This window comes from Streptomyces sp. NPDC002817 (assembly GCF_053592055.1).
In genome coordinates, this window is record NZ_JBSFUY010000014.1 from 157,690 (window position 1) to 172,698 (window position 15,009).

The window sequence follows — 15,009 nt, forward strand, 5'->3', positions numbered from 1 at the left end:
CGGATCACGAACGCTCGCCCTCGTGCATGCGCGGGCGAGCGGCCGTGACGAGGAAGCCCGAACCGCGCAGCTACGAGTGCCTGCATGCACGGGTGGCGGCCGTTTGAAGCGCCTGACGAGGACTGTCCGGGAGAGGCCCACCGACTTCAGCACGAATGCGGTCCCGCTTCGTCGCTCGGGCCAATACGAGGCGCCAGACTGCAGCGCCTCGTCGGCTGTCTCTCAACCTCTGCGGCTGAAAGCCCGCCTGGTCACCGCCGAGGTCAGCAGTTCCGCGTCGTAGTAGGACGAAAGGGCAAGCTGCGAGGTATTCGCAGTGGCGTTCAGCATCGTCTTCAAGATCCTGATCGTGGTCGGGTCTTTGCGAACAAGCTGCTTGACCCACCTCTCCACGGCTTCATCCAGGTGGACTGCAGGCACAACCTCCTGCAAAATCGCGAGCCTTTCGGCTGTGACGGCGTCGAAACTTTCCGCCGTCAGCAGCAGGCGACGGATCCATGCCTGTCCTGCCTCTGCTTGAAGGCGGGGCAGGACGCCGCCCCAGGCCGGCGGCACACCGAGCACGGTCTCCGGCATGACGAAGCGGCAGTTGTCCGCTCCGACGCGCACGTCGCAGAAGATTGCGAGCCCGAGTCCTGCACCGATGACGTCGCCTTGTATGCGTGCCACGGTAGCCACCTGAAGTTTCGAGAGGCTCTCGCAGACACGCTGGGCCTTGTTACCCAGGGCCCGCAGCGCGGTGCCGGAAGGATCCTCATCAAGGAGGGGCGCAAACTCGGTGCGTTCCCCACCCTTTGAGAAGTCAGTGCCTGCCCCGGAGAGCACCAGGACGCGTACGCTCCGGTCGTCCTCCAGCCAGTCGAGAACTGTTTGGAGTTCGTTGAGGACCTGGCGGGTGATCGTGTTGCCCTCGTCCGGCCTGTTCAGTTGCACCCGCAGAACGCGTCCTTCGGAGCTGGATTCCACACGGAGGGTTTTGAAGTCGTTCAGCATGCGATCCTCGTTCGTTGCCGGAGTGTGTGGTGGATCACGTAAGGGCCAGCGGCAGGGTCACCATGCGCCGGAAGGCGACCCGGGGTTCCCATAGAGGAGGCGCGCTCATGCGCAGACGTCCAGGAAGCCGCAGCAGCCCTTCGAGGAGGACGCAGGCCTCCATGCGGGCCAGGGCGTTCCCGAGGCAGTAGTGGGCACCAGTGCCGAACGCAAGATGCTGAGCACCGCGGCGAGGGTCGAACTTCTGGGGGTCTAGGTAATGGTCTGGGTCGTGATGGGACGCGCCGATCATCAGCTGGACCATCTGCCCCTGCGAGATGAACTCGCCACCAAGCCATCTATCTGTCGAGGCGACTCGGCTGATCATGTGGATCGGTGCGTCGTACCGCAGCGCCTCCTCAACAGCACCGGGCACAGAGTCAGGGTGGCTGCGTAGCCAGGCGAACCGGTCGGCGTCCTCCAGCAGCAGATAGACGACGGTGGAGAGAAGATGAGACGTCGTCTCCAAGGCCGCGAGAACCATGAAGATTGCCAGTGCATGCACGATCTGGTCGGCGCTTGCCTGGTCTGCTTCAACACTGTCCCAGGCTTCCAGCCACGAGCTGATGGGGTCATCGCCAGGGCTTCGCCGGCGTTCCCGGATGAGGGCGTCGAAGTAATCTCGCAGTTGAGCTGTCGCTTGGTCAGACAGAGCGAGTTGGCTTGAGCTGGGGAAAAGCTCCTGGATGTGCACTTGGTCGTGCGTAAGCGAGCGGAGGAGATCGTAGTCCTTCGGAGGGATGTGCATCCACTCGCCGATAGTGATAACAGGAAGTTCTTCGGCGACCAGTGAGCAGAAGTCTGCCGGACCCTGACGAAGTTCCTCGTAGAATCGATCGAGAAGCCGTTGGGTCGCTGTGGCCACGGAAGGGTGTAAGGCATTGAGCGTGGCGCGTCCGAAAGTACTGCTCAGTGCTCTGCGTATTCGGCTGTGAGCAGGGGCGTTAAGCATCGGTAGCGAGTCGGCCATCTGTCTGGATGCGGGTCTATGCCAGCGCGCGGTATTCGTTTGCCTGTTTCGCCACTCAATGTCGGGGACCTCCCATGACCTATCCCTCAAGATGCTGCGGCATAGGTCGTGAGAGGTAACGATATAGCCGCCCCAGGGTGCGGGCAGCACCCTACCCATCGCTCTTAGCTCTGCGTAGTAAGGGAGGGGATTTGATTGGCCCTTTTTGGTTCGAAGACGGGAAAAGAGTGATGCTATGGCACGTCTGTCGGCAATAGGTGTAGCCTCAATGGACTCCACTTTCACTCCTTCAGGGATCACGCGCAATTTGCCAGCCGTGCATACCCTTGCGTTTGCAGGTGTATGCAGGTCCCAGGTATGCCGTTAGCTAGATCACGTTCTGCAGGGCCACGAGCCGTGTGGCCTCCCGGCAGGACGGCTTCACACAGCTCCGCGGTCCCCTCGAATCCACGTGCTGGACGGTTGGATGACAGGTCCGAGGCGCAGGTCCGCGCATTGGCGCAGGTCGCGTGAAGGCCTCGGCCTGGCGGGGGCGCTCGGCGAGATGGCCAGTGTGCTCGGCTGGATCGGCTGGCGATGCCGTGAGGAGAGGAGGCGCTTCAGGGGGTCTGGTTCTCCTGGGCTTCCTCTGCTGCAGAGGCTTGCGTCTCCAGGAAGGCGGTGTAGAGGCGGCACCCACGGTCGAGGGACAGGTCCAGGTCCAGGAGCGTCTCTCGCTCAGCCACCACCAGCATGAGATTTCTATACATCACCGAGACTCGTTGCTCGAGGTTTTTGAGATCACTATCCAGCGCCTCCGAAATGAACACCAGCCCGGACCAGGCGCCCGCAATTTGGTAGGCCTGATCGGCTGGCTTGATGTTAGATCGGACCTCCCCGTTCTCCTGGGCCTCTGTCAACTGGATGGTGTTGATCTCAATCCACGCCTCCCACGGCGTACCGTACGGCGCATTCTTTTGGAATGAAAGACGCAAAGCAGCGCGAAGAGCGGGCTCCCTGACGATTCTGTATGCCAGAACCATGCCCGTGTCGATTACCACTTGTAGCTTAGTCTCAGTCGGCAGAACGCCATCCATGGTCAGCGTGTTCTGCATGATGGCTTTTGCTACGTCAAGCTTCCCGTCCGGGAAGTAATTGTAGAAGACCCAGTTGCTCTTGCCGGCTGCCCTAAGCAGCTCTTTGACTCCGGTTCCCTCATACCCCTTCTCTTCGAAGAGGAGGCCGGCTGCGCTAATGATCGCTTCCCGTGTTTCCACCGCGCGCTGCTGCTTAGGCTTGGGCAGGTTCTGAGGGTTAGTCATAAAATTTCACCTTCGGGGTACCCGCGCTGCTTGCAGCGGCCGGGCCAAACTCGGAAATGTAGCAGTAGTGCACCTAGCGGCACGCTTTAGCGGATTTTCCACTTGTGCCCGCTGCACTCCTGCTCATGTTAGGACGAGAACAGCACGCAATGTGACTCGTTCTAGGTCCATCCCGCACTCCGGGCAGCACTGTTGAGCAGCCAGCTCAGCCGCGGTCCGTCGTTCGAGAATATTGAAGGTGTCGCAGTCGAACGGACACGTCTCGTATGCCGTGTAGAGCGCGTCGATGACCGGAGCGCTGCCGCGCCTTGGGGTATTGGGCTCGGAAGGACTTGAATGAATGTGCATGCGTGAGCTTCCACGTTCGGGTGCAGGGCTGGCGTGCTGTCGCAACTGGCCGCAGTGCATGCGGTTTGTCTACGACGTCAACGGCTCCAAGGCCTGGCCGGCGATGACGCTGGCATGAGCGGGTGACACACAAGACCGATTGGTCTGGTTCTGCAGTACGGCGAGGTCGAGGCCTGGGGATCGGGTCGGAAAGACCATTCCGCCGGCAAGTGTCCTCCACTCGTGCGTGGGCATGTCCGAACTTAGTCCTACGTTGAACAAGTGCCCTCCCGATCTGCGGTCTGTGCGTGGATCTGTCGCGTGGCGCCCCTCTCTAGTGGCGCTTTGCAGAGTGTTCGCTTGACGTCACGCGAACAAGCGTCCCACACTTGGCGCCACGAGAACAGACCGACTGGTCGTGGTGGTCGAAGGGGAGATCTGTGCAGACGAGGTTGGAAGTACGGAGCTTCGCTGCAGCTCAGAGCGTTGCGCCTCGATTACTGCACCGCCTCGCCGCATCGAGTAGTCACGCACTGACCTGAGGTGCCCGCAGTGATCTCGGTTTGGGCTTTGAAAGCACGGTTTGCAGAACGATTGGTCTTGCTGCGGTGTGGCACGAGCGTGCGGGGCATGACTAGATCGCATGTTCGGTTCACGTGTGTGGAGCAGTAGGGCCATCACCATGGCGGTAGCACGGGGGAACGCATGGACTTGTCGTCGGGCTTCGTGAAAGCCGCGCTACGGCTCGACGTCACTTCGCCGTACGTGTCCCTAGCATCGCCGGATACGCCACGGTTCGTGGATGGACAAACCCCGCAGGGCGAATGCATCTCCGCCCGCTCTCCTGTACTTGGGCTTACGGGCTTGCACCCTGGAATCGTGTCCGATGGCGGCGCAGAGCGGATCCGATACGCCAGCCCCACCTCCCTCAACGTCCCGTTGTCGCAGTTCCCTTCGGCCTTTGCCCCTGAGCCGCAGCCGCGCCATTCGGGGACGTCCGGTTTGGCGACTACCTCAGTCTTCTCTAGGGACGGGCGAGCGTGATGCGCCGAACCGGCCTACACCGTCAGAGCGGACCCCGGATCCTCGCCCCCGCTCTGCGGTCAGCAAGTGCGTGGCACGCCCGGCGAGCGTTGCGACGGGAGACGGAAAGCCTCATCAGGTCGATGCCGCTCCCGGACCCTTTCGACGTGAAGCAACTTATCGCCAACATCGAAAACGTTCGGGGGCGCCGCATCGTAATCAAGATGCTGCCCGACCACATCGCCTGCGCCACGGGCATCTGTGGCCTCTGGGTACGACACGACTCTCGCCCCGTCGACCTGCTCCTCCACATGAGAGGCGGTTCTCCCTGGCACGAACGCCAGATCTGGCTGCACGAGCTCGTGCACCTCTGGGCAGACGACGCCACCGGCGTGGTGGGCACCGACGCCCTGCTCAGTGACTTCTCCCCCGAGCGCATCGAAGAACTCGTGGCCAGCGGCCAAGTCGCCGCGCGAAGGCGGTACGAGACCGGGATCGAGAAACGCACCGAGGACGCCGCTGCCATGCTCAACCGCCTGGCTGACTCCCCTTATCTCATCAAGGACCCCACCACTCGCCGTCTCGCCGACGACTTCTGCTCGTTCGGCGGCCCTACGCACCTGTGAGACTGCACATGTCCGACGCGATCGCATACGTCATCGCGGGCCTGCTACTCATCCAGGCCTTCTTCAGAGCCAGAGCCGCCCTCAAGGGGTGGAAGCGCGACCGGTCTCTCTGGGGGGCCTTCGTCGCCTTCGCGGCGGCGTGGTTGAGCCGGACCACCCACGTCCGAGACCTGTTGAACCACCTCGGCATCACCGACCTCGCCTATTTCGTCAAACACAGCTTGACGATTGTCGGGATCTGCGTACTTCTGCGCTATGTCACCGCGGTCTACCGGAGAGACGGATCCACCCGTGACCTGCCCCGCAGCGTCCGAATCTCCGCCACGGTCCACCGCGTCGCCACCCAAGCCTCCGTGGCCACGATCGTCGTCATGGGCCTAGTCTTCGGCCTCCTGCTCAACAACCCCGACACCAGCACCCCCTTCTTCCTGGACCGACATCGCGGAGAAGTCGGGCTCCTCGTCTACATGGGCCTCTTCTACCTCTACGCCGGGGCCGCCGCGGCCGTTTGCGCTGTCCAGTGGGGCGGTGCTGTCAGGCAAGCCCCGATACGGTCACTGCGCATCGGGCTGCGCATGATGGCCGCCGGCATGGTCTTGGCAGTCCTGTACGCGATTCTGCGGACCGCCTACCTGCCCGTGATCACCTTCTCCAGCGTCTCCGAGAGCGCCAACCTCGCCCAGGAGAAGCTGACCGACACCCTGCTGTACCTGACGTTCCTCCTGTGGGGATTCGGCACCATCGCGCCGGCCGCGCGCGCCGGCCGCGCGCGCATCTCCGCCGTGCGCGGCCTGCTTGAGCTGTACCCGCTGTGGCGCTCGCTCGCGCTGTGGGCGCCTGAGGTCGTACGGCATCGCGCGAGCACGCTCTTCTCGCGCCGAGCGGCCAAGGCCGGACGCCTCAACACCGTACGTGACCTCTTCTTCAGCCCCGATCCGTCCCCGCCCGCCCACCTGGCTCGGTGGGCGATGGACATCCGCGACGTCATCGCCGAACTGCGCCGCCAGGTCCCGGCGGACCTTGCCGAACGCGCACTCGTCCAGGCGGGAACCGAGCTCAAGCCTGAGCACGCCACCGATGTCCAGGCCGAGGCGCTGTGGCTCCGGGCCGCCGTCTCGGCCGAGCGCCACAGGACCGTCGGAGTGGCCCGGCCCAGCGCTCCCTACCCCTTCGACCCCGGACAAGGGCTGCGCGCAGAGCTCGAACACCTGCGCGCGGTCGCGTCCGCCTTCCGGCTCACCGACCTGTCCGACGGACGCGCCCTCCTCACCGGCCAGCCTGCCGGCCACGCCTGACCCCCACACCCGAGTACCAGAGAAGGTCTGAACATGGCACCGACCCCCGCCCTCCCGACGCAGTCCGCCGCAGCCGTTTGCCGCGATGGAGAAGGCCGCTTCCTCATCGTCAAGCCGGGCTACAAGGACGGCTGGAACCTGCCCGGCGGAGGCGTCGAGATTGGGGAGCCGCCCTCCGAGGCGGCCCGCAGGGAGCTGCTCGAAGAGCTCAACGTCGAGCAGGAGATCGGCAGGCTCCTGGTCTGCGCCTACGTCTACCCCCAGGACAACCAGCCCGAGGACAAGCAGCCCGTGGACAACCAGCCCGGGGACGATGAGCCGACAGACAGTCAGGCCCGGGGTGACGCGCACATCTACTGGGTGTTCGACGGCGGCGTGATCAGCGACGAACAGCGAGCCGGCATCCGGCTGCAGGAGAGCGAACTGAAGGACTACCGGTTCAGCGCTGCCGGCGACATCGGCCCCGACGAGATCCCCCCTGCCGTGCGTTCGGTGTGGGAGCGGGCTCTCGCCTCGCTGGCCGACGGGGGAACCCGCTACGACGAGGTGCCGAGGTAGCCGATGAGCGCCGCGATACGCAGGCGGGGCCGACTACTTCAGCCCGGCGCCCGGCTCGGGGCCGAGGATCTCGGCCATCGTGTCGGAGATGAAGTCCACGAGCTGTGTGCGGGTCGCTTCCGGAATGCCGCCCTCGCCACCGCGGGCGGCCCTGATCGTGAAGTTCGTGCGCACTGCCGAGGCCGAGACCACCAGACGGACGATCTGCGCATCGGGTGTGTGGAAAAGGACCGGCGGCAGGTTGAGCGCGAGAGCCAGGGCGTCCAGCACCTCGTCCGGCACCTGCGTCTGCGTGCACTCACGAAGGCCCCGGACCATGTCCTCGGTCAGCAGCGGCCGGCCCGACTTGAGGTTCCCGGCCGAGGCGATCTCCGCATCCGAGGGGAGACGTCCGCCGTAGACCTCGTCACGTACCACGGCGAGCCTGTCAGCGATGACGCGGTCCGCCACCGGCGCTTCCTGAGCCGGCGGCACCATGGGCACGACGTGCCCGAACGATCTCTTCTGCGCCGCGCGCAGTTCGGCGATGGTGACCCCGTAGGCCGTGGAGAGTGCGAGCTCGTGCTCCTGCGAGAGAGGCCGCTTGCCGTCCTCGGCGGAGCGGACCGCCATCGACGACCGCGTCCCCGTGAACTTGATGGTGTCGGCCCGCGTCATGCCGGCGTCGCACCTCAGGTCCATGAGGTTGGGGGGCTCGAGCCGCGGGAACAGCTCGTTCAGCTCGGCCTCCACGGTGCGGGCGATCGCGGGAAGCCGCTCCTGCGGCGGCGTGGCCTGGCCGTTCTCCCACTTCGATACCTGGTTGGCCGTCACGCCGAGCGTTTCCCCGACACTGGCCTGCGACTTGCGCTTGACCACGCGGCGCTCGCGCAGCTTGCTGCCGTCGAAGAGGCGCTCGGGCATGCAGGTACTCCATCAGGTTGGCGGCGCAGACACTCTAGCCACTTGATCAGATCACGAGAAGAGGATAGTTTCAGCTTCTGGTGATCGTGAGGGTGGTGTCGCCAGCTCAACTGCCCTTTGCTTCACCGTAGAACATCCCCCTCCCATCAGGGAGGCGGGGGCGGACCCGGCCATTCAGGTTTGCGAGGCCATGCGATGGCCGGGTCCGAACGTGTTCCCCGAAAAACGGAGACCGATCTGGATGAGTGTGGCATCACCAGCGCCTCGAGCGCACCACGTGAAGGAAAAAAGTCGCCTTTTCGCGCCTGCCCCGCAGGTCGCGAGGGGTATGGGCTGCCCGCTGGTGACGGGTGTGAGCACGCAAAACACCCCGCTCCTGATGTCGGCGAGCCCCCAGCGGCACTTGTAGACGATCACCAGCCTGTCCAAAACCAGGTCCTGATCGTTTCATTCCCCGGTCTCCGGGGCCGGGCGTACCTGCACGCGCCCGGCCCCGGCCTTCGCCTTGCCACTCCGCCCCGAAAGCCCCCACGGTGATCGACTTGTCCCTCCGCACGCGGCACCCCGTCCGCCCGGCACGGGCATGCCCGGGAGCAGCAACCGCCCCCGGCCGCTGCCCTGCCGTGCGGCGGCCGCGTACCGGACAGAGCCTCGGCGATAGTGCCGCGTCGCCGGCCGCACCCGTCGATCACCACCGTGCAACCGCCAAGATCCTCGCGCACAGCCGCCCTCGGCCCGACCTCCTGCTCGCCGGCGGGCGGCACCTGCTCGCCGGTGCCTGCGCTCCCTCGCACGTACCGGACCTCAACTCCCCACTCACGACGGCCACGATGACGCCCTGGCCCACCGGCCGGCGGCCCACTCCGGCGAGCGCGTCCTCGAAGGCCGACTCCACCACCTCAAGGGGCGGTGCCACATGACGACCGAAGACACACCGACGACCGACGAGACGCCCACGACAGTCCAGCCGGCTGCCGCGTGGCCCAACTACGAAACGGACCACGCCCGCAAGGAGCTCGCCGCGATGAAGATGCTCTGCGCCGGGGCATCGCTGCGCACCGTACGACTGCGTACCCAGCTGAGCTGGGCCCAGGTACGCGCGCTCGCCGAGGTGGTCGCGGAGGACGCCACGACGCCTCCGCCGCGCAACGTGCTCCGCGACCCGCGCCCGCACCGGGCGGCACGAATCCGCGTAGTGCCCCGCCCGCCCGTGCAGGAGCCCGCGGACGACCCGCCGCCGACCGACACCACGGAGCAGCTGAGCCTCCTCCCCGAGGAAAAGGCCCCCAGGGAGGAGGCCTACGTGACGGCGTCCGAGCCGGAGCAGCTCTCCCTGATGTGTCTCTGACGCCTCCCTAGCCGCCGGCCAGCGGCACCTCCCCAGGCCCTTGAAGGCCCGCCGCGCGCATGCGCGCCACGGGTCTATTTCGCGCTACCCGGAAACGGACCCACGTGCTCCCCGCCCAGACCCTGCAAGTTCCATGTGCGCCCACCGCTGCCGTCCTCGAGCGGCTCCGCGTCGCCCCCGCCGACCAGTGGGTCTCCACGACCTCCGGCCGGTTCGCTCCCGACGGCTTCTCCTGGATGCAGGCCGTCTGCTGGTCCCACCTCGAGGACACCTACCGCCGCACCCGCGGCCACGGTCCCCGGAAGGTCGGGGTGACCACTCTTCGTGTCGCCGCCGAACTCGCCCGCCTTGCTCCCTGCCGGCCCGGCGTCGACTTCCTCGCACGCGTCCTGAAGCTGAGCGAGCGCACCATCCAGTACCACCTCGCCATCCTGCGGGAGAGCGGTCTGCTCGCCTACCGGTCCAAGGGGACACGTGTGTCCGGAGAGGGCGGCCAGGCCTCGGAGTTCGTGTGGATCATCCCCCAGGCCTTCGACGCTGCCCTGCACCTCGTCACCCGGGCCTGCGAGCGCCTTGTCCGCGCCCTGAAGGGCATCGGCGACGAGGGACGTGCGCTCATGAAGCGACTGGCGAAGATGGCGCAGAAGCTCCTGAGCCGCCCCCGCCGTTCCGGCCGCACGCGGACCCGTCCGGTTAGGTCATCGCGTTGCACCCCAATGGGGGGTAGTTCAGATGGTTCTTCATCTGCGGGTAGTACTTCTCTCCCCCCTGAGAGCAAGCTCGAATTCGGGAAGCGCACGTCCCCCACCCAGAAGAAGCCCAAGGCGAAGGCCCGCCGAACTCTCAACCAGACCGGCCGCCGATTCCAACTGGCACGCGAGCTCATCGAGCAGGTCGACTGGCTGCGCGGCTGCTCGCTGCCCCGCATCGCATGGGTGATCCGCGACGTCGCCGACGCCGGCTTCAGCTCGGAGGAAGTCCGCGGCTGGCTGCACTTCCGGGGCGAGACCAACCGGGTCCGCCGCGCCTCGGGTCTGCTGGCCGTGCTGCTCAACAACGCCCACAAGATCCTGGACACCCAGGACAAGCGGGACCAGGCCGTCGCACAGTGGCACGCGGCGACCGAAGCGGCACGCCGTCACCGGATCCAGTCCGTACGCCGGCGCAGCGAGCGCTTCGTCGGCGACTGGGAGGCACCCCGAAGCGCCGCCGTCCGCCGCCTGGTCGCCGAGGCGATCACCGCGACCGCCGCCCCTGCCGCACCGGGTGAAGCCCTGCCCGACCTCTGCGGCCCGCAGGACCTCACCGTCGAGGAACTGCAGGTCATGCGCCAGACGGCATGGGCGGAGTTCATGCACGGCGACACCGCCCTGGTCACCTCCGCTGTCGAGGCGTTCGGCCGGGCCACCGCCGAGTCCATGTACGGCACCGACCTCGTCCAGCGCGCGCTGCGGCTCACCGGCCACAGTGCCCTGATGTCCCTGGGACGCCGGTAGGAGCACCGATGACCGACACGAACACCACCCCGCAGTTCTCCGGCGTCGACCTGGCGCGCGTCGCACTCCTCGCGGCGAAGGAGAACGCCCGCAGGAACGGCGGCACCACCGAGAGCCGGACCCCGCGGCCCAGCTCCGGCCAGGGCACACGGCAGGCATCCGGCGGCCGGGACGTGCGGGGCCTCGGTGCGGTGATCCAGGGGCTGATCACCGACCGGGCCTGGGAGGCGCCGACAGCCGGCGGCAGCGCCGTCGACGAGTGGCCGGCGATCGCCGGCCCCCGGCTGGCCGGACACGTGCGGGCCGTGAAGTTCCGCGCGGCCGCCGGCGAACTGGAGGTGCAGATCGACTCACCGGCGTGGTTCACCCAGCTCCGGCTGGAGAAGCCCGCCCTCCTGGCGCGGTTCGCCGAGGCGCTCGGGACCGACGTCGTGAAGGACATCGTCCGGTCCCGGCCCGGCACCGCACCCTGCGATCTCACCGGCGAACGGCCAGCAACCTGTACTGAAGCCGGAACCCGGGCCCGGCTGGGGACACGGACCACAACGTCCCCCCACACCGACGGGAACCGCGCGGACGAACCGTCTGCCTCCGCGCAGACGCACCAGCCGGTCATCGATACCGGCCGCCCGCTCGACCCCGACCAGCCCGCGCCGGATCCGGCCGCCGTCACCCATGCCCTTGCCCTGCGCCGGGCCCGCCGCGAGCGGGCCGAGCGCAAGCGCCGCAAGGCCGGCCCGCAGACCGAAGGAACAACCCATGACTGAAACACGCGACCCGTCGGAGCACCTCGTGGTCCGCGTTCTGCGCCTCCAGATCGAGGAAGGCCACCTCTGGCTCGACCCGGAGGCCCTCACCGAGGACATGATCATCCGGTGGTTCGGGGTCTCCCGCACCGCGGCCACCCGCGTCCTGCACACGCTCAGCAGACAGCACCCGGGCCAGAACACCGCCTTCGGCGGAGCCGTCCGCACGCCACCGGCGGAGCCGTTCGCGGGGGACACCCGGCCGCGTCCTACCGCGTCGACGGTCACCGACGCAGACCTGGACCAGCTGCATGCCGAACTTGCCCAGCTGCGGCTGCAGTTGAGCGAGCAGCGCGCCGCGGGGTGAGTACCGGCTGCCGGTCCGAGCCTGCAGCGGAGGCCGCGCACCGACGGTCCGAGTATCTCGTTAGACCGCCGGAGCGCTCGCTGAGCAGGCCGGATGACTTGCGGCCGGCCGTGGGCACGACACCCGCGAGCCCACAAGCAGAATGCTTTCGAATGCTAGTTGCGTAAGTATTTCTATGTATTCTAGGGTGGGATGCACGCCCGTACGAGATCGAAAGGGGCAGCGATGCCGACGGATGGCCACGGCGAGCCCGACCAGGTCCTCGCCGTCAACGTCAACCGACGCTGGAGCGAGATCGAGGAAGGCACGTCGACGGAAGCCGACGTCGTCCTCGGCGAATGGTCGCCATGGGTCGGCCGGTCCACCACCATTCGGCACTTCGACCCCGACCGCATCGCCGTCATCATCGCGTGCCGGCGCGGCGAGACCATGGCCGTCTACGAGATCCAGCCCGACGACGACGGACAGCGATACCACTGGACCGGGGACGAACCGCGCCAGCGCCTCGTCTTCCACGGCCGCCCCTCCACCCGGTACGCCGCACACCTCAGCGCACCGGCCCCCACGTGGAAGGCCGGAGAAGGCACCCCGCTGAAACTCCTCGCCCTAGACGTCCTCCTCGATGGCGAACCGTCCGAGGAGCAGGGCGAATCGGCGCAGCGGCAAGCCGTCGTCGGACAGGCCGTGATCACTCTCAACGGCACCCAGAACCTGACCGTCTCCATCCCCCCGCACTACAGCGTCACCATCACGCCCCGCGCCGCCCAGGACAGGAGCAACTGAGCCCATGGACGCCAAGCAGTACAAAGACGGCCTCGCCGAACTGCGCGGGCTGCGGGGGGAGATCAAGAAGGCGGAGGCGGCCCTGGGCAAGCTGACCGTGCGACGCGACCGCGTGATCGCCGAGGTGGCGTCCTACCCGAAGGCCAGGGCCGACCAGCTCGCGCCCGCCGCGGGACTGTCCGTGCGGGACATCGTCGAACTCGCCTCGCACCTGAGCCCCGCGACCGCCGAGACTCCCGAGGACGCGACACCGGACAGGAAGCCCGCCCCGCAGCCGGTCGCCGAGGAGAGCGGCGCCCCTGCACCGCACATGCCGCCCGTCGCAGCCCATCAGCCCACCGAGACCACCGCGCCCGATCAGGACGAGGCCGTCGACGAGCCCGACACCGGCGCCGAAGAGCCGCCCGCCGACACCGCCGTGGAGGCCGTCGCCGTCACCCCCGTCGCCTCCGCGCCGGAACCCGACGCCGGCACCGCGACCGACGCCGTCCCCCGCGGACTGCCCGTGATCCCTGAGGGAGCGGAAGGTGACCGCTGGTTCAGCGTGGTCCCCGGCCTCCGCTCCAAGCGGCCCGACTTCACTCAGCAGTCCCGGCCTACCGTCTTCCTCGACGCCAGCACCGGCGACCTCCTCTTCGGCAACCAGCGGGTCCGGCTCGACCTGGGAAGTGCCAGCGCCGGCGAGATCCTCACCTCAGTGTTCGCCCACGCCCCCGCCACCACCGAACGGATTTTCATCACGACCGGAGCCCCGTGGCACCGGGACGCCGATCGTCACCCCTACCTGAGGGACGCGGTCGGCGCCTGGCTCGAAGCCCCGATGCCCGACGGATGGAGGGTGGAATCCCGGCGCGGCAAGGACGCCCTCGCCGGTCACTTCCTCCACGAACGCAACCCCGTCGGGCGCTGGGAGCGCGGGGAGCAGCACGTCGAAATCCGCAGCGTCGCCGAGTGGTTCGACCCCGACGGCACCGACGTCGCCACCATCCGCCACGCCTTCGTCCTGCTCGGGCAGGCCCTCAAGCGGATCTGGCCCGACGTCGTCCTCCTGGGCTCGCCCAGCCAGACCGGCCGCGACCTGTGGCAGCGCACACTGCCCACAAAGCAGGGCTCCCGCTGGGCCGACGGCTACCCCGTCATGTCCGACGAGATCCGCCAGCTCCTGCATGCCACCGCCGGCCAGGGCCGCACCGAACTCATCGCCCCGCCCCGCGTCCCCGACCCGCTGCCCGCCCTCTACGAACTCGACCGCACCCTCGCCTACGGCAAGCACACCTGGACCTCCGGCGTCGGTGAACCCGAACGCGTCACCGCGCAGAAGTTCGCCAGCTGGTCGGAGAAGCAGCAGAGCGACACCCTCTTCAAGCCGTCCCACTGGCGTGTGAAGGTCACCATCCCCGACGACTGGAACCACGTCGGCATCCTCCCCTTCGCCATCGAAGGCGAACGCGCGTGGATCTACCCGCACGAGGGCGGCAGGACCTTCACGACCTGGGCCGGCGGCGCGGAGATCAACCTTGCCCTGCGCAACCCCCTCAAACAGCCCTGGCGGATCGAGATCCTCGACGGCCTACTGTGGGAGAGCGGGACCCCGCTCAGGGAATGGTCCGAGAAGCTGAAGAAGGCCTGGGTGGAACTGGGCACAGCGGCGCGGGTCGCAGGAGACGATGAACTCCGCACGGCCTACCGGCTGGCGTCCCGCGCGGTCCGGAGCATCCTCCTGTACGGCATCGGCGGATTTGCACAGCGGCCGACGATCACCACGGGTGCCGTCCAGCTCGGCCAGGAGAACCAGATCCCCAAGGGGGCGAGGATCAAGACGATCGAAGGCCAGACCGTCTTCTGGGAGCGCACCCAGATGCGCCGCAATCCCAACGCGCACCCCGAATGGGCTGCCGGCGTGTGGTCCGCCGCCCGCGCCGCTCTGCTCTCCACGAGCGTGAAGACCAACGACGGCCAGAAGACCCATGTCGGGGCCCTCCACCTCCCGGGCGGAAGCATCGTGGCCATCCGGACCGACGCCCTCTACACCACGGTCCGGCCCGACTGGCCTTACCGCGGAGACCCCGGGGACTACCTCCTCAAGGGCGTCCTGCCCCACCCGACCACCGCTCCCGTCGCCGAAAGCGACTTCTACACCTTGCAGAGCCTCGGCCGGGTCTACCTGGAGGAACAGCAGGACATCGCCTCCGCCAACCTCTGACCGACACGACAAGAAGGGAGCACGGGGACCA

13 protein-coding genes are annotated in these 15,009 nt (G+C 67.3%); 9 read left to right on the forward strand and 4 right to left on the reverse strand.

What is annotated here, in order from left to right; genetic code table 11:
* Positions 1-222: 222 nt before the first annotated feature.
* From ACWD3I_RS25765 to ACWD3I_RS25775, 3 genes are all read right to left on the reverse strand, one after another.
* Positions 223-993 (reverse strand): enoyl-CoA hydratase/isomerase family protein, encoded by a 771-nt coding sequence (locus ACWD3I_RS25765; protein WP_365401236.1) that lies wholly within the window; start codon positions 991-993, stop codon positions 223-225.
* 34 nt (positions 994-1,027) lie between these two features.
* Positions 1,028-1,897, reverse strand: coding sequence for a cytochrome P450 (locus tag ACWD3I_RS25770; protein WP_365401238.1), 870 nt, complete (start codon positions 1,895-1,897; stop codon positions 1,028-1,030).
* A 704-nt stretch (positions 1,898-2,601) separates the two neighbouring features.
* Positions 2,602-3,303, reverse strand: a complete 702-nt coding sequence (locus ACWD3I_RS25775) for a TetR/AcrR family transcriptional regulator (protein WP_365401241.1) — start codon at positions 3,301-3,303, stop codon at positions 2,602-2,604.
* 1,493 nt (positions 3,304-4,796) lie between these two features.
* Here ACWD3I_RS25775 and ACWD3I_RS25780 point away from each other — a divergent pair.
* Genes ACWD3I_RS25780 through ACWD3I_RS25790 form a run of 3 tightly spaced genes read left to right on the forward strand, consistent with a single transcriptional unit; the run spans position 4,797 to position 7,132 of the window.
* Complete coding sequence (locus ACWD3I_RS25780; protein ID WP_365401244.1) at positions 4,797-5,279, forward strand: hypothetical protein; 483 nt, start codon at positions 4,797-4,799, stop codon at positions 5,277-5,279.
* Positions 5,280-5,287: 8 nt separating this feature from the next.
* Positions 5,288-6,574, forward strand: a complete 1,287-nt coding sequence (locus tag ACWD3I_RS25785; protein WP_365401247.1) for an MAB_1171c family putative transporter — start codon at positions 5,288-5,290, stop codon at positions 6,572-6,574.
* Between the two features lie 33 nt (positions 6,575-6,607).
* A complete protein-coding gene (locus tag ACWD3I_RS25790; protein ID WP_365401250.1) occupies positions 6,608-7,132 on the forward strand; it encodes an NUDIX hydrolase in 525 nt (174 codons plus the stop codon).
* Positions 7,133-7,165: 33 nt separating this feature from the next.
* On the opposite strand, the gene ACWD3I_RS25795 is transcribed toward ACWD3I_RS25790, so the two are convergent.
* A complete protein-coding gene (locus ACWD3I_RS25795; RefSeq protein ID WP_365401253.1) occupies positions 7,166-8,035 on the reverse strand; it encodes a helix-turn-helix transcriptional regulator in 870 nt (289 codons plus the stop codon).
* A gap of 916 nt (positions 8,036-8,951) precedes the next feature.
* Between ACWD3I_RS25795 and ACWD3I_RS25800 the strand changes: the two genes are divergently transcribed.
* The 6 genes from ACWD3I_RS25800 to ACWD3I_RS25825 all read left to right on the forward strand — a co-directional run bounded on the left by ACWD3I_RS25800 (position 8,952) and on the right by ACWD3I_RS25825 (position 14,978).
* The gene (locus ACWD3I_RS25800) at positions 8,952-9,383 is read left to right on the forward strand and encodes a hypothetical protein (RefSeq protein WP_365401256.1); all 432 of its coding nucleotides are present in this window, start codon (positions 8,952-8,954) and stop codon (positions 9,381-9,383) included.
* 104 nt (positions 9,384-9,487) lie between these two features.
* Positions 9,488-10,879, forward strand: a complete 1,392-nt coding sequence (locus ACWD3I_RS25805) for a helix-turn-helix domain-containing protein (RefSeq protein WP_365401259.1) — start codon at positions 9,488-9,490, stop codon at positions 10,877-10,879.
* A gap of 8 nt (positions 10,880-10,887) precedes the next feature.
* Entirely contained in the window at positions 10,888-11,646 is a 759-nt protein-coding gene (locus tag ACWD3I_RS25810) for a DUF721 domain-containing protein (protein ID WP_365401262.1), read from the forward strand.
* Positions 11,639-11,992 (forward strand): hypothetical protein, encoded by a 354-nt coding sequence (locus tag ACWD3I_RS25815; RefSeq protein ID WP_365401265.1) that lies wholly within the window; start codon positions 11,639-11,641, stop codon positions 11,990-11,992. Before ACWD3I_RS25810 ends, ACWD3I_RS25815 begins: the two co-directional genes overlap by 8 nt.
* 225 nt (positions 11,993-12,217) lie before the next feature.
* Positions 12,218-12,775 carry a hypothetical protein gene (locus ACWD3I_RS25820; protein WP_365401268.1) on the forward strand — a complete coding sequence of 186 codons (558 nt, stop codon included), beginning with the start codon at positions 12,218-12,220 and terminating at the stop codon, positions 12,773-12,775.
* Between the two features lie 4 nt (positions 12,776-12,779).
* Positions 12,780-14,978, forward strand: a complete 2,199-nt coding sequence (locus ACWD3I_RS25825) for a Mucin-19 (protein WP_365401271.1) — start codon at positions 12,780-12,782, stop codon at positions 14,976-14,978.
* Positions 14,979-15,009: the final 31 nt, after the last annotated feature.

What these genes read in the sequence shown, in the direction of transcription:
- ACWD3I_RS25800 (WP_365401256.1), top strand. Translation starts at nt 8,952, where the DNA reads ATGACGACCGAAGACACACCGACGACCGACGAGACGCCCACGACAGTC.
- ACWD3I_RS25810 (WP_365401262.1), top strand. Translation starts at nt 10,888, where the DNA reads ATGACCGACACGAACACCACCCCGCAGTTCTCCGGCGTCGACCTGGCG.
- ACWD3I_RS25780 (WP_365401244.1), top strand. Translation starts at nt 4,797, where the DNA reads ATGCCGCTCCCGGACCCTTTCGACGTGAAGCAACTTATCGCCAACATC.
- ACWD3I_RS25775 (WP_365401241.1), bottom strand. Translation starts at nt 3,303, where the DNA reads ATGACTAACCCTCAGAACCTGCCCAAGCCTAAGCAGCAGCGCGCGGTG.
- ACWD3I_RS25765 (WP_365401236.1), bottom strand. Translation starts at nt 993, where the DNA reads ATGCTGAACGACTTCAAAACCCTCCGTGTGGAATCCAGCTCCGAAGGA.
- ACWD3I_RS25815 (WP_365401265.1), top strand. Translation starts at nt 11,639, where the DNA reads ATGACTGAAACACGCGACCCGTCGGAGCACCTCGTGGTCCGCGTTCTG.
- ACWD3I_RS25785 (WP_365401247.1), top strand. Translation starts at nt 5,288, where the DNA reads ATGTCCGACGCGATCGCATACGTCATCGCGGGCCTGCTACTCATCCAG.
- ACWD3I_RS25790 (WP_365401250.1), top strand. Translation starts at nt 6,608, where the DNA reads ATGGCACCGACCCCCGCCCTCCCGACGCAGTCCGCCGCAGCCGTTTGC.
- ACWD3I_RS25820 (WP_365401268.1), top strand. Translation starts at nt 12,218, where the DNA reads ATGCCGACGGATGGCCACGGCGAGCCCGACCAGGTCCTCGCCGTCAAC.
- ACWD3I_RS25795 (WP_365401253.1), bottom strand. Translation starts at nt 8,035, where the DNA reads ATGCCCGAGCGCCTCTTCGACGGCAGCAAGCTGCGCGAGCGCCGCGTG.
- ACWD3I_RS25825 (WP_365401271.1), top strand. Translation starts at nt 12,780, where the DNA reads ATGGACGCCAAGCAGTACAAAGACGGCCTCGCCGAACTGCGCGGGCTG.